Origin of the sequence: Ephemeroptericola cinctiostellae, assembly GCF_003339525.1 — a bacterium.
Taxonomy (GTDB): domain Bacteria; phylum Pseudomonadota; class Gammaproteobacteria; order Burkholderiales; family Burkholderiaceae; genus Hydromonas; species Hydromonas cinctiostellae.
In genome coordinates, this window is the sequence record NZ_CP031124.1 from 1,940,057 (window position 1) to 1,954,575 (window position 14,519).

14 protein-coding genes are annotated in these 14,519 nt (G+C 45.6%); 5 read left to right on the forward strand and 9 right to left on the reverse strand.

Annotation, left to right across the window (positions count from 1 at the left end):
* Positions 1-369 precede the first annotated feature (369 nt).
* Together aceA and DTO96_RS08740 are read right to left on the reverse strand one after the other, a co-directional pair.
* Positions 370-1,680, reverse strand: a complete 1,311-nt coding sequence (aceA, locus tag DTO96_RS08735; RefSeq protein ID WP_114563141.1) for an isocitrate lyase — start codon at positions 1,678-1,680, stop codon at positions 370-372.
* Positions 1,681-2,028: 348 nt separating this feature from the next.
* Complete coding sequence (locus DTO96_RS08740; RefSeq protein ID WP_114563142.1) at positions 2,029-3,351, reverse strand: solute carrier family 23 protein; 1,323 nt, start codon at positions 3,349-3,351, stop codon at positions 2,029-2,031.
* Positions 3,352-3,531: 180 nt separating this feature from the next.
* Here DTO96_RS08740 and upp point away from each other — a divergent pair, with 180 nt between their 5' ends.
* The 3 genes from upp (at position 3,532) to DTO96_RS08755 (ending at position 6,555) form a co-directional block, all read left to right on the forward strand.
* Entirely contained in the window at positions 3,532-4,182 is a 651-nt protein-coding gene (upp, locus tag DTO96_RS08745) for a uracil phosphoribosyltransferase (RefSeq protein WP_114563143.1), read from the forward strand.
* A gap of 250 nt (positions 4,183-4,432) precedes the next feature.
* Positions 4,433-5,701 (forward strand): polyphosphate kinase 2, encoded by a 1,269-nt coding sequence (ppk2, locus tag DTO96_RS08750; protein WP_114563144.1) that lies wholly within the window; start codon positions 4,433-4,435, stop codon positions 5,699-5,701.
* A gap of 251 nt (positions 5,702-5,952) precedes the next feature.
* A complete protein-coding gene (locus DTO96_RS08755; protein ID WP_114563145.1) occupies positions 5,953-6,555 on the forward strand; it encodes a peroxiredoxin in 603 nt (200 codons plus the stop codon).
* Between the two features lie 342 nt (positions 6,556-6,897).
* Here the strand turns inward: DTO96_RS08755 and DTO96_RS08760 are convergent, their stop codons facing one another.
* From DTO96_RS08760 to DTO96_RS08780, 5 genes are all read right to left on the reverse strand, one after another.
* Entirely contained in the window at positions 6,898-8,394 is a 1,497-nt protein-coding gene (locus DTO96_RS08760) for a CoA-acylating methylmalonate-semialdehyde dehydrogenase (protein WP_114563146.1), read from the reverse strand.
* A 4-nt stretch (positions 8,395-8,398) separates the two neighbouring features.
* Positions 8,399-8,824 (reverse strand): GNAT family N-acetyltransferase, encoded by a 426-nt coding sequence (locus DTO96_RS08765; protein ID WP_114563147.1) that lies wholly within the window; start codon positions 8,822-8,824, stop codon positions 8,399-8,401.
* A 1-nt stretch (position 8,825) separates the two neighbouring features.
* Positions 8,826-10,139: an omega-aminotransferase AptA gene (aptA, locus tag DTO96_RS08770; RefSeq protein WP_373277779.1), complete on the reverse strand. Its 1,314-nt coding sequence runs from the start codon at positions 10,137-10,139 to the stop codon at positions 8,826-8,828.
* A gap of 151 nt (positions 10,140-10,290) precedes the next feature.
* The gene (locus DTO96_RS08775; protein ID WP_114563149.1) at positions 10,291-10,632 is read right to left on the reverse strand and encodes an AzlD domain-containing protein; all 342 of its coding nucleotides are present in this window, start codon (positions 10,630-10,632) and stop codon (positions 10,291-10,293) included.
* On the reverse strand, positions 10,632-11,423 hold the full coding sequence (locus tag DTO96_RS08780; protein WP_114563150.1) for an AzlC family ABC transporter permease: 792 nt from the start codon (positions 11,421-11,423) through the stop codon (positions 10,632-10,634). Before DTO96_RS08780 ends, DTO96_RS08775 begins: the two co-directional genes overlap by 1 nt.
* 505 nt (positions 11,424-11,928) lie before the next feature.
* Between DTO96_RS08780 and DTO96_RS08785 the strand changes: the two genes are divergently transcribed.
* Together DTO96_RS08785 and DTO96_RS08790 are read left to right on the forward strand one after the other, a co-directional pair.
* A complete protein-coding gene (locus DTO96_RS08785) occupies positions 11,929-12,132 on the forward strand; it encodes a zinc-finger domain-containing protein (protein WP_114563151.1) in 204 nt (67 codons plus the stop codon).
* A 1-nt stretch (position 12,133) separates the two neighbouring features.
* Complete coding sequence (locus DTO96_RS08790; RefSeq protein ID WP_157964387.1) at positions 12,134-12,583, forward strand: YybH family protein; 450 nt, start codon at positions 12,134-12,136, stop codon at positions 12,581-12,583.
* A gap of 217 nt (positions 12,584-12,800) precedes the next feature.
* On the opposite strand, the gene DTO96_RS08795 is transcribed toward DTO96_RS08790, so the two are convergent.
* Together DTO96_RS08795 and DTO96_RS12960 are read right to left on the reverse strand one after the other, a co-directional pair.
* A complete protein-coding gene (locus DTO96_RS08795) occupies positions 12,801-13,640 on the reverse strand; it encodes an OmpA family protein (protein ID WP_192878978.1) in 840 nt (279 codons plus the stop codon).
* Between the two features lie 100 nt (positions 13,641-13,740).
* Complete coding sequence (locus tag DTO96_RS12960) at positions 13,741-14,361, reverse strand: YadA family autotransporter adhesin (RefSeq protein ID WP_225972596.1); 621 nt, start codon at positions 14,359-14,361, stop codon at positions 13,741-13,743.
* Between the last annotated feature and the right edge of the window lie 158 nt (positions 14,362-14,519).

Here is a 14,519-nt window from a genome sequence, read left to right on the forward strand (position 1 = left end):
AAATTTTAATGATGTTTCCTACGCCATTTAATAATTTATTTGTGTGAAAAGAGCATTCAAAGTGGGGTTTTGAAACACCTCAGCCTTTCAAATAAGCGCTACTTTCATGTTTTTTGGGTATATTACCATACTGATATTTTATAGATTTTTTATCTTTCAAACAAATTGAAAGGGTTTAGATCATCGCTCATAATAAAAACCAACCCACCTTACATTATTAAAAAAACCGAAGCTTTTGGCTTCGGTCTCTTGTGCATTCAATGCTTTGTACAGCATCAAACGGCTTTCTTTTTGAATAATACGGCTTAACTTTTGGATAATGGTCAAGCCGTGAGATGAGCACAGTTTGCCCATCCTAAGCACATCCGATCAGTGGAATTGCTCTTCTTCAGTAGAACCTGTCAATGCTTTAACACTTGAAGAACCACCTTGAATCACCGTCGTGACATCATCAAAGTAGCCTGCGCCCACTTCTTGTTGATGCGATACGAAGGTGTAACCTTTATCACGTGCTGCGAATTCAGGCTCTTGTACCATTTCAGTGTAGTGTTTCATGCCTTCGCCTTGTGCATATGCATGGGCGAATTGGAAGGTGTTGTACCAGTTGATGTGAATACCTGCCAATGTGATGAACTGGTATTTGTAACCCAATGCTGACAAATCTTCTTGGAAAGAGGCGATTTGTGAGTCGTTGAGGTTTTTCTTCCAGTTGAACGATGGTGAGCAGTTGTACGACAACAACTTACCTGGATTTTTCTCCAAAACAGCTTGTGCGAATTCACGTGCAAAGCCAATATCAGGCACGCCTGTTTCACACCAAACCAAATCAGCATACGGTGCATAAGCAACGCCACGGCTGATTGATTGTTCCAAACCGTTTTTCACACGGTAAAAACCTTCTTGCGTGCGTTCACCCGTCAAAAATGGTTTGTCATTTTCGTCATAGTCAGAAGTCAACAAGTTGGCCGCTTCAGCATCAGTACGCGCCAAAATCAATGTCGGCACACCCATCACGTCCGCTGCAAAACGCGCTGCGATCAATTTTTCGCATGCTTCACGTGTTGGCACCAAAACTTTACCGCCCATGTGACCGCATTTTTTAACCGCGGCCAATTGATCTTCAAAGTGAACACCCGCAGCACCTGCAGTGATCATGTTTTTCATCAATTCAAATGCATTCAACACACCACCGAAGCCCGCTTCAGCATCTGCAACGATGGGCAAAAAATAATCAACGAATTCTGGTGACGTTGGATCAATGCCGCGACCCCACTGGATTTCATCAGCACGTTTGAATGTGTTGTTGATGCGTCGAACCATTGTCGGCACTGAGTCATAAGCGTACAAAGATTGATCTGGGTACATGGTTTCTGACGTGTTACCGTCAGCAGCCACTTGCCAGCCTGACAAATAAACGGCTTCCAAGCCTGCTTTGGCTTGTTGCATGGCTTGACCAGCAGAGATGGCGCCAAAAGCATTCACATAACCTTTTTTCGCACCACCATTAACTTTCGCCCACAACTTTTCTGCACCATTTTTAGCCAAAGTATGCTCAATTTGCAAACTACCACGCAGACGCACAACGTCTTCTGCGGTGTAGCCGCGTTTTACGTTTTTCCAACGTGGATTTTCTGCCCAATCTTTTTCAAGGGCTGCAATTTGTTCTGCACGAGTTGCCATGTCATTCTCCTAAGGGATTTGAATAAAAAACGAAACTGTTTGGGCTCTATGTGTACGCTAAAAAACATGGCGCATCGCAACACAAGCACTGTGTCTTATATAAGACATAAGTTAAGTTGAATACTACCCTCCACAACCCATTCGTGCAAGTGTTTTTTATAAAAATCGTATAAAAATCATTGAAATAACATTTTTCACTTCACATTATGAAAGTATATTTTCACAATATGATATAACTTTAATTTAAAAAACACCCAAAAGTAAAAAAATCGCCGTTGTTGCAACACGGCGATTTTCTAGTAATGACATGCGCACACAGGATTTCTCAGCTATTTAAAAAGCATCCCTTTAATCAAACAAATCAAACTTAGGGGCCAGTTTGAACAAAGCGTTAAGTAAAACAGCAGCAAAAGTGGCCACCCCCATTCCATCCAGTTTTAAATCCCCAATAGATAAACCAAAATTCCCAGCCCCTATGATTAAGGTCACGGCAGCCACAGTGAGGTTTTTATTTTGAGAAAAATCCACATCATGATCCACCCAAATTTTTGCCCCTGTCACAGCAATCAAACCAAAAACAACGATCGATATGCCACCCATCACCGGATCAGGAATGGTTTGTATCAAAGCCCCCATCTTGGGTGAAAATCCAATCAAAATGGCAAATAAACCCGCAAACACAAAAGCCAAAGTGGAATAAATTTTAGTAACAGCCATGACACCAATGTTCTCAGCATAAGTGGTGACCCCCGTGCCCCCCACGGCACCTGATAACATGGTTGCGAGGCCATCCGCCATGAACGCCACACCAATTTTTGAATCCATCTCTCGCCCTGTGATGGCCTGCACCGCACGCAAATGTCCTAAATTTTCAGCCACTAAAATCACAGCCACGGGCACAATGACGAGCATCGCAGTCACATCAAACGTTGGCGTTGAAAAATGAGGTAAACCAACCCACACGGCCTCTTTAACTTTTGAAAAATCAATTGGTTTGACCCCTGACCCATCATCGCCCCGCCAACCCAAACCATTAACCAATATGCCATAAAGCAATGTTGAAGTCAGTAAACCAAACAAAACCAATAACCGACGCAACATACCTGTGGTGAATACGGACATCACAGCCACACATGTCACCGTCATGGCCATATACCACGCATTGGAATTTGAACCCTTTGCCCCCATCACAGCCACACTGGCAAGGTTCAACCCAATCACAGCAACAATGGATCCCGTCACAACAGGCGGCATGATCTTTTCAACCCAAGCATGCCCGATGATTTTTATCAAAAATCCAATCGCAGCATACAACAGACCACACACAATGATGCCACCCAAAGCCACAGGCATGTTTGGGTTTGGCATGAACGAGGCAATTTTATATCCTGTCGCGGCACCCACCGGTGCAATGAATGCAAAGCTCGAACCCAAATAACTGGGTACTTCTCCGCGAGTCAGTAAAAAAAACAACAAAGTCCCTACGCCTGACATTAAAATAGCCACGTTGGGATCAAACCCCATGAGCAAAGGTGCCAACATCGTTGCACCAAACATTGAAACGGCATGCTGCAGTCCCATCAAAGCGGTTTGCCCAACAGGCAAGCGCTCATCAGGCGCGATGATGCCATTGTGTTTCTCAACCCAATGAGGAAATAACTTAAAAGACATACATGTTACCCTTAAAAACACATACGTTAAACGAAAAATACCACAACTAAGTATTATATACTATTCAATATGAACGCATATCGGTTGTGCGACACAAGTAAAAAAACAAAGATCAATCATCGACTCAAACGATAGACTTCACTACAATTTAGACCATTTTTACACTTTATCAGGACAATGATGACACAACATGTAGATTTTCCAAACCTTTACGTTGTGAATCACCCTCTGGTGGCACATAAATTATCTTATATGCGCAGCATAGATACATCAACGCGCAGTTTTAGAGCATTATTGCGCGAACTCACTCTGCTCATGGGTTACGAACTCACCCGAGACTTACCCCTCACCACGATTAACATGAAAACACCACTTTGTGAGTTTGAGGCTCCCGTTATTGCAGGTAAAAAAATTGCAGTTGTACCAGTCTTACGCGCTGGACTGGGCATGGCCGACGGGCTGTTGGACTTGATTCCATCCGCCCGCCAAGGACACATTGGATTATATCGAGATGAAGAAAATTTTCCAGTAGAATACTACGTACGCCTTCCAAAAGCAGAAGGGCGTTTGTTTATTTTATGCGACCCAATGCTGGCGACTGGACATTCAGCTGTCCATGCTGCACATGTTTTACTCAAGCATGGTGTGGATGCAAAGCACATTCGCTTCTTGGCACTGGTTGCTGCGCCTGAAGGCATCAAGGCATTTCACGCGACACATCCAGACATCAAGGTTTTTGTGGCCGCCTTAGACAAAGGGCTCAATGAACATGCTTACATTGTGCCAGGGCTGGGAGATGCTGGCGACCGTATTTTTGGAACAAAAAGCTAGCATCCTCATTATCCACACCAAATTTTTAACAAATTCATCATGATTTATCATTTCAATCAGCCAGTCTTTACTGGCTGATTTTTTGTATGAAAAATGGGACACTCTTAACCACACTTTTATCAATTCGCACAAAGACCCTAAAAATTTTAGGGAATAGTTTGAGAATGCTTTTCTTTCAAAAATACAAGCGTACAATAATAGAAAGCGGTAGGTAAAGTAAACGTTATAAACGAAAACACAGAGGATTTTTATGACACAAGAAAACACATCAAACGATACGCCAAGCATCGCCAACGACACTGCGACGGGCAGCCAAACAACAAGCAATGGTGCGACGCCACTCACCCCAAAAAGCACTAAAGCATCGATCAAAGCGTCATCGAAACCCAATGCAACAACAAGAGTACGTCGCCCCGCTCAGCCCAAGCTTGCTGTGCTGCCTGAAGTTGTCCAAAGTGACATCCAAGATCGACAAGATGGAACGGTTTACGGTCAATTGCAAGCAGTCAGCGACATCGTGTCCAACACCATTAAAAGCAGCACAAGTAAAAACACCTCAGCCATTGCACACAATGCAGTTAAATCTTTGGTGGGCAGTTGGGCGCCCGATGACCGAGACCTGTTGTATAAGGTATTACGCGATGATGAGCGTGAACGCAACAAATCCAGCACAAAAGACAAAATGAATCCCGATGAGGTATTGTCTGACAAATGGCGTCAAGGGGCATACCCATATAAAAACCTCATGCAACGCAAAACCTATGAGGAACAAAAATACCGCTTGCAGGTTGAACTGCTCAAGCTGCAAAATTGGGTTAAAGAGACGGGTCAACGCGTCGTCATTTTATTTGAAGGACGCGATGCAGCGGGTAAAGGGGGAACGATTAAACGCTTCATGGAACACCTCAACCCACGTGGTGCGCGTGTCGTTGCATTGGAAAAACCAACAGACATGGAACGCGGTCAATGGTATTTTCAGCGTTATATTCAACACCTGCCCAGCGCAGGCGAAATCGTTATGTTTGATCGTTCATGGTACAACCGCGCAGGCGTTGAACGCGTCATGGGATTTTGCAGCGATCAGGAATACACCGAATTCATGCGTCAATGCCCAGAGTTTGAACGAAACTTAGTGCGCAGCGGCATCACCCTGATTAAATTTTGGTTCTCCGTCAGTCGTGGTGTGCAACGCCAACGCTTTTCTGAGCGCAAAAATCACCCCTTAAAGCAATGGAAACTGTCACCCATTGATATGGCCTCATTGGACAAGTGGGACAACTACACCGCAGCCAAAGAAGCCATGTTCTATCACACAGACACGGCAGATTCGCCCTGGACTGTCATCAAGTCAGATTGCAAAAAGCGTGCCCGCCTCAATGCCATGCGCCACGTTTTGCAAATCATGCCTTACACCAATAAGGATCCCCATGTTGCCTTGCCAACAGATGCCTTGTTGGTTAGCCGTCCAGGGATGGGTCATATTTTGACCAATGGTCGACGTGCTGATACATTTGATTAAACCTGCACCTATGGAGACAACCACGTCTGCCTTTAAAAAAACCAGCCGATGTGCTGGTTTTTTACTGTGAAATAAACTGAAACCGTAAAAATCATCAAAACTCATAAAAAATAATCGATTAAAAACACAAATCAATGTCATCACCCAGCGTCATGCCACATTCATGGCAAGTACAAATAAAACGCTGTAGAATGTCATCCTTTCATCGCCGTTTCAACGGCATACCACCATCCTTTTATTGGAGATTTAATATGGCAGTTCTCGTCGGCAAACCCGCACCAGATTTTAACGTTGCAGCTGTTTTGGGCACAGGTGAAATCGTTGATTCGTATTCATTTTCAGCCGCCAGCAAAGGCAAATATGCCATGGTGTTTTTCTACCCACTCGACTTCACCTTTGTTTGTCCATCAGAATTGATCGCTTTGGATCACAAAATGGCCGAATTTGAAGCACGTGGCGTTGAAGTGGTTGCAGTTTCAATTGACTCACAATTCACCCATAATGCATGGCGCAACACCGCCATCAACGACGGTGGCATCGGCGCGGTTAAGTACACCATGGCTGCAGATACCAAGCATGAAATTCAGCAAGCTTATGATGTTGAATGTGCAGATGGCGTGGCTTTCCGTGGTGCGTTCATCATCGACAAAAATGGTATCGTTCGTTCGCAAATCGTCAACGACTTGCCACTCGGCCGCAGCATGGACGAATTGCTCCGCATCATCGATGCCTTGCAATTCACTGACGAACACGGCGAAGTATGCCCAGCCAACTGGAAAAAAGGCGACAAAGGCATGACCGCTTCACCTGAAGGTGTGGCCTCTTACTTGTCTGAAAATGCAGGTAGTTTGTAATACTCAACGCACCAAATAAAAAAGCAAGCTGAAATGCTTGCTTTTTTTGCAAGCACACAATCAAATAAAAACAATTATCATTTGTGTTTGCATTATTCAAAATTTATAGTATACTGCTCCCAGTTCGAAACATATCTGCTTATGACTCCTCGGTCTTGTAGCATTCGAATCGGGAAGTGGTGTTCCCTCCTTCATGCCGCATAGAGTTAAACTTTATGCGGCTTTTTTATCCCTGTCTTATCCTCATCCACATTTTGTATAAAAACGAACAATAAGGACGTAAAAAAGCCTTCCAGCTCAAACACTGAAAGGCTAAAAAATTAATCCGGCACGCGCATGATCTTATCCCAATGTCGGCATCACAAATGCATTTGCATGAGCAATACCAGACTCCGGCCAACGACGGGTGATCACTTTACTGCGGGTATAGAAACGAATCGCCTCTGGACCGTAAATGTGCTGATCGCCAAAGAGTGAGTTGCGCCAGCCGCCAAACGAGAAGAAAGCAATCGGTACTGGAATCGGTACATTGACACCCACCATGCCCACTTCGATGGCATGTTCAAAGCGGCGAGCGACCGCGCCGTTGCTGGTGAATACGGCGGTGCCATTGGCGTACATGTTGCGGTTAATCAGCGCAATCGCGTCTTCGAGCGTTGCAACACGCACCACGCACAACACCGGGCCAAAGATTTCTTCTTTATAAATGGTCATTTCAGGTGTGACGTGGTCAAACAATGTGCCGCCAACAAAGAAACCGTTTTCGTGCCCTTCAATGCTTAAACCTCGCCCGTCAGCAACCAATGTTGCCCCTTCGTTCACACCCGAATCAATGTAACCAAGTATTTTTTCACGGTGTAAAGCAGAAACCACGGGACCCATTTCAGTGCCTGTGACCATGCCATTATTGATTTTGAGGGTTTTAACTTTTTCATCCAATTTGGCAACAAGTGCATCGGCCACATCTCCCACTGCGACGGCCACCGAAATCGCCATACAACGCTCACCTGCCGAACCATACGCCGCACCCATCAAGGCATTGACCGTGAAATCTAAATCGCAATCGGGCATCACCACGCCATGATTTTTTGCGCCACCGAGCGCTTGCACACGTTTGCCATGCTCAGCAGCCGTTTGATAAATGTATTTGGCAATCGGTGTTGAGCCCACAAATGAAACCGCTTTAACATCAGGATGCGTCAATAAACCATCCACCACCTCTTTGTCACCATTGACCACGTTGAGCACACCATCTGGCAAACCTGCTTCTTTTGCCAACTGAGCCAATAACATTGAGCATGAAGGTACTTTTTCAGATGGTTTAAGAACAAACGTATTGCCACATGCAATCGCCATCGGGAACATCCACAAAGGCACCATCGCGGGGAAGTTAAATGGTGTGATGCCTGCGCACACACCCAGCGGCTGGTGTAAGGAGTGTGAATCCACACCCGTACCGACGTTTTCAGCGATTTCACCTTTGAGCATGTGGGCAATGCCCTGAGCAAACTCAACCACTTCAATGCCACGCGTGACCGAGCCTTGTGCATCATCAAACGTTTTGCCATGCTCTTCGGTGATCAAAGCGGCGAGTTTGTCACGGTTGACTTCCAGCAGCTCACGAAATTTCATCATGATGCGCGCGCGGCGCAGAGGCGGCGTGTCACGCCATGCAGGGAATGCGGCATGTGCCGCAGCAACAGCCGTATTCACATCATCAACCGATGACAAGACAACTGTTTTACTGATTTCACCCGTGGCAGGATTCGTCACATCATTGTGACGGGTCGACGCACTGCGGCTGACTTGGTTATTAATCCAATTTTGAATCTGTGCCATATTGTTAATCCTCTAAACTTTTTTGAAAATGGAAGCATGAAATGCTCATGCCCTGCTTCATATAAAAACGATGTGCATCGGCCCGTTGAACGCCTGAGTCCAAATGTAAAAAACGGCACCCTTGGCTTTTTGCCAAATCTGTCAGCCAAGCCATCAAAGCATCGCCATGGCCTCGTGAACGCGTGTTTTGGTCACTGACCAAATCATCCACATATAAATGCTTACCCATCCACAGGCTTCGCGCCACACGAAAGCCTGCAACTGAGACCACAAGACCATTTTCTTTAATGAAAGCCATTTGATAACCGCCAGCCATCATTTCTCGAATGGTGGCGATGAACTCTTCCTTAAGTAAATGCGGACGCAACTGGTGCATGACCTCAAAACACGCCAAAACATCATCGCCGGATTGTGCAAGGTATATGTTCATGTCACTTCACCAATCGCAGGGCTTCGGCCACTGTTGAAAATAGGCGTGTGATTTCTTCTTCGGATATGATCAATGGCGGAGAAAAGGCCAAAATATCACCCGTGTAGCGCACCAAAACACCTTGATTAAAACAATGTAAAAAGACCTCATATGCACGCGCACCGACTTCACCCTCGCGCGAGACCAGCTCAATGCCACCGACCAAGCCCAGGTTTCGGATGTCTTTGACATGTGGCTCATCTTTCAGTTGATGAATCTCATTTTCAAAATGCGGGGACAGTCGGGCGGCACGTTCAAACAGTTGATCATTTTTATACACGTCCAATGTGGCACACGCGGTCGCTGCTGCGAGTGGATGACCTGAATAAGTGTAACCGTGGAAAAATTCAATGGCATTTTCAGGCGAGGCCTGGACAACCGTGTCATAAATCTCATTTTTACACACCACCGCACCCATTGGCACAGATGCATTGTTCAAACCTTTGGCCAAGGTCATGATGTCGGGTGTGACATCAAAATATTGTGCTGCAAACGGCGTACCCAAGCGACCGAGACCTGTGATGACCTCATCAAAAATCAACAACAAACCATGTTTATCACACAACTCACGGAGGCGTTTCAAATAGCCTTTGGGTGGAATCAACACCCCAGTCGAACCTGCAACAGGCTCAACAATCACACCAGCAATCGTTGAGGCATCGTGCAAAGCCAAAATACTTTCCAAGTGATCTGCTAAATGCGCACCCCATTCAGGCTCGCCACGGCTGAAAGCCATGTGCTCAAAATCATAGGTATGGGGCAAATGGTCACAGCCTGGGATCAAGTTGGCAGAAAAATGCTTACGGTTACCGCCAATGCCACCAACAGAGATGCCACCAAAACCACAACCATGATAACCACGTTCGCGACCAATAAATTTAGTGCGTTGAGCCTCACCTCGGGCACGGTGGTATGTTAAAACCATTTTCAATGCTGAATCGACCGCCTCTGAACCCGAATTGCTGAAGAACACTTTATCCATACCGTCAGGTGTGATTTCAGCCAGTTTGGTCGCTGCTTCAAATGCTTTTGGATGACCCATTTGAAACATCGGAGCATAGTCCAGCGTCTGAGCCGTTTCAGTAATCGCATTAACAATCTCTTCACGGCCATGGCCCGCATTGACGCACCACAAACCCGCGGTACCATCTAAAATTTGACGACCATCATCGCTGGTGTAGTACATGCCTTTGGCCGAAACCAACATGCGGGGTGCCGCTTTAAATTGCTTATTGGCGGTATATGGCATCCATAAGTTTTCCATATTAATTGACATTTGCATCTCCAAATTGATTTTATAATTCACAGTTGTAACAAGACTGACGCAACTATAGTTTAAATATTGGCTTGCAAATAGTTCCAATTTATACGTCTTACTCAGACCATTAAAGACAATGGCCTCTCATTCGATGCCATAAAACAAAAATTTACACACCAAAACCCAAGAGTCGCAAGACAGTGAACACCAACATACCCACAAAAATGGTCAGTAATAAATTTTGGCGAATAATAAATACCACACTGGCAACGACACATGCAATGAGTGCCTTATTGTGCCAAGAGACGTCCACATGTCCCGCTTGCATAAATATTTCAGGTGCAATCACTGCGGTAATAGCGGCCGTCGGTGCAAACCGCAAAGCCCGTTGAATAAAAGCGGGAAATACAAAAGCAGAAGGTGTGAGCAGAAAAAATGAGCGCGTGACAAACGTCACAACACACAAACCCAAAGTGGCTAAAACCAGCCAAACATGATCCCAAATAACCATTATTTTTCACCCCTCGCGTGCCGAGCAGAAGCACTTAAATAACCATTTTTCCACACCGACTCCACCACCATTCCCACCATCACCCCTGCAACAATGGCCACAATCACCCACAATTTATAGGGCAGCTCTTGTAACAACACAGCAACAGAGGCTGCCGCCAAACAAGCAAACACCGTCGCCCAATGATTAACCGTTTTTAAAATCAAAACCAACAATGTAATTGTGCCCGCCAACTTTAAACCCCATTCATTGGGGATAAAACTCGCGAACAAGACCCCCATTGCAATGCCTATCTGCCAAGCAATGTAATTGGGAATGGCCATGCCCATAAAAAAACCACTTTGAGACAATGTGGCAGGCGCGGGCTTAACATCTCGATAACGGTGGCCAAACAACATTGAATTCATGTCACCGTTTAAAAAGCCATAAATGAGACGCTGTTTCAGGCCCAGATGTCGAAAATAAGGTCGAATGCCCGCACTAAAAATAACAAACCTTAAGTTCACCACTGAAGCCGCTAGCCAAATGATGGGCATCGGCGCATGCATGGTCAACATGCCAAGTACCGTCAATTGAGCCGAAGCGGCAAACACCAAAATGTTAATCAACACCACATGAAAAGGCGATAAACCACCCGAAATCATCGCTGCAGCGGTCACAATCGCCCAAATCAACGTCGCAGGAATCGTCGGCCGAATGGTGTTCCAACCTTCACGAAAAGCTTGCTTTGCAATTAAATCATCCGCATCACTGTGTATGTCCAGCGCCAACCAATCATGTATTTTTTTCATTATTTTGGCGTTAACGCCCTCCTATTTTTTTATTTTCACATCGTCATATGGTGCGTATTGTCGCACGCAAATCCACTCCACCATAGTACCAAATAGCCTACTCAGAAACCAACACCCAACACATAACAAATGAATGGATTTTGAAAAAGCACCTTGTTTTCAAAAGACCATGCGCGCTTGTGCGCGACAACCAGCTCGCATTGAACAAGATCAAAAGCCGAAAAAATGAGCAATATCAATCAATAACGGACTGATTTCACTCCGCTCCTTTTGACCCACTTTGATGCTGCGCATGCTTTCCATGAATGCATTTCCATGAATACAGTGTAGTAGATGCGATAGACATAACAATGGATATTTAATGGACACGGATAGGTGTGATAGAACTACACAAAATCACACCCTGTTGCTATAATGGCGCATCAATTTTAACCGAATCAACTGATGGTCGCTGATGAGCAAATGCAGTTGAATAAACCACTTCACTTTATTTAAAGAAAAGATTATGAGCCAAGCACATACTTCTCAAAGCAACAATGTCGTCGAACTTTTGGCACGTGATTTACCTGCTTATTGCCCAAACCCAAGCATGACCGCATGGAACAGCCATCCACGTGTGTTCATTGACGTCAGTCATGGTGAAGCGGCCTGCCCATATTGCGGCACCGTGTATCGCCTCAAAGCGGGTGAAGTCGTTAAGGGCCACTGAGATGCCACGTAAACTTCGCGCACCCAAATCCATGTTTGGCAGCGCCAACGAGTTGGAGACGTCATTTTATGCGGCACTCTCTGCTGGTGACATTGATGCCATGATGAAGCTGTGGTCAGAAGATGAAGAGATCATTTGTATTCTTCCCAACTTACCTTATGCGCAAGGTCATATTGCGGTTCGCGAAATGTGGGAAACCTTGTTTAATCTTGGGCAATTTAACGCCCATATTCTAGCCACACACACATTTGACAACCTGTTGACCGCTGTGCACACTTTGTTGATTCATGTTCAGCTGACTTTACCCAACAGGGAAACTCAAGCTTTTAATTTGCACACCACCCAAGTGTATTTAAAATCAGAGCAAAGTTGGCGGATGTCGGTGTATCACGCGACAATTGCGCAGGACAACAACAAGCTGATTGATGTGTTGCCCAGCCTACTCCATTAAAAAATGCAAGAAGAGTGAGAAGTGTGAAATAAACTATATTGCTCAAGTTATTGAGCAGGTTCGCATCATGCTATAGTCAATCGTAAAGTAATCCCTGCTTTGCAATTTATTTATGAAACTCATCATACAATCACTTCTTGCTCAAATAACAACATCATAAAAAATGCGAACCTCAAAGTTCGCATTTTTTATGATGTTGTCATTGATTGATGAGCCATTAATTTGGCTGTTCAGCCTCAAACAGAGCGGTGGCACGTCGATTGGGTGCCAAGCAAGCCACCAATTTCTCCCGTGGCAACTTATTTGAACACTGAACGATGGGTTGAGAGGTTCCTTTTCCTTCAATGCTGATTTTTTCCACTGGCACACCGAGGCTGACCAAATACTGACGAACTGTAGCCGCTCGCCCCAGCGACAATGCCATATTATTTGATTGAACGCCCAATCGATCCGCATGGCCAACCACATGGATGGAATTAATTTTCGCTCGCGCACCAGCGATGCTCTTAGCCGTATTTTCCAAATCTGATCGGCCTTTGGCATTTAAATCTTGCATAGAAGATCCAGCAAACTTGAACAAACCTGTTGTATTTAAAGTGATTAAACGTGGTGCAACAGGGATCACAGCGGGCACAACCTTTGGCTGCTCATTGAGATAATCCGCACAGGATGGATCACGCCAATGGGTGCTGGACACACGCATTTTGTCATCAAACAACACTTTGTATTGGCAGGTTTGGTATTCTTGACCTCGACCCGTCAAAAAGTTAAAGACATAATCCCACTCATGCACTTCAAACAAACCCTCTGCAAAGTGCGGATCACTCAACAAGAGCCGAACTTCACGTTTGGGTAAACTCACAATGACCCGACGAACATCGCGTGGATCAGGAAAAGCCCCCACACTTAAATTAGAAGCATTAATGGCTGGCCACAGCAAGTGGGCTGCGGTTGAATGCTCGCGAGCCTGTGCCACACCAACCCCAACAGTAAGGGCACTTGAAAATAAAAAGGCCGCGAATTTAAAGCGATTCGACAACTGATTGATCGTATTCATCTTTTTTCCTAACATTTGTCTTTGACAACACTTGATCTTACTCAACTCAATGGCCTGTCATCGCTTCGATATTTTGCGTTCACAGGCCCTTGTGTAAAAATTAATTTGTTTTACCCAAGATACCCGTAACAGCCATTCGAGCACCCACGCCGCCATTGCGAGTCGCAGACACACCACCAGTCAAAGACCAACGGTTATTATCTGACGTCCGACGTACACTGACGGCAATCGCCCCTTGCTGCTGGTAATAACCCACACCTGCCGCATAAGTCCAAGTGCCTGCAATGTAAGGTGCGCTCTCCATCGCCATCGCACTTGCCACACCCGCATATGCTTTCTTACCCACATTATCCGTATACGTATGAGCCTCACTGCTCAAACCTTTTAATTGACTCACATTCACTGCATCGGTGTCAGCGGAGCCCGCGGCCACATTGGTGATGCGTCGCTCAGATCCTGTGGAGCCTACAGAAACCTCACCCACTGGACTGAGGCCTGCGGCGCTGCCGCCGGGATTGTAAGCCGCTTGTGTTAACGTTGAACCATTTGCAACTGAGTTAGCACCCAAAGCAACTGAGTTGGCTGAAGAAGCCGTCGCACTTGTGCCAATCGCAACAGCGTTATATGCACTGGCCACAGCCCCATTACCCATAGCAGACGAATTCTCACCGCTGGCCACAGAGTTTGGACCGATCGCAATCGAATTGGTGCCACTGGCCATTGCCCCAGCTTCTGTTGAGTTCGCTTGGAAATACTTCGTCCCTTTGCCCACGATGGTCGACAAAGAAGCCACTGCACTGTTCACAGAACTTAAGCCTGTCGAGGTTGTGGTTGACAAAGAGGCCACCGCACTGTTTGTTACGCTCAAACCTGTTGAAG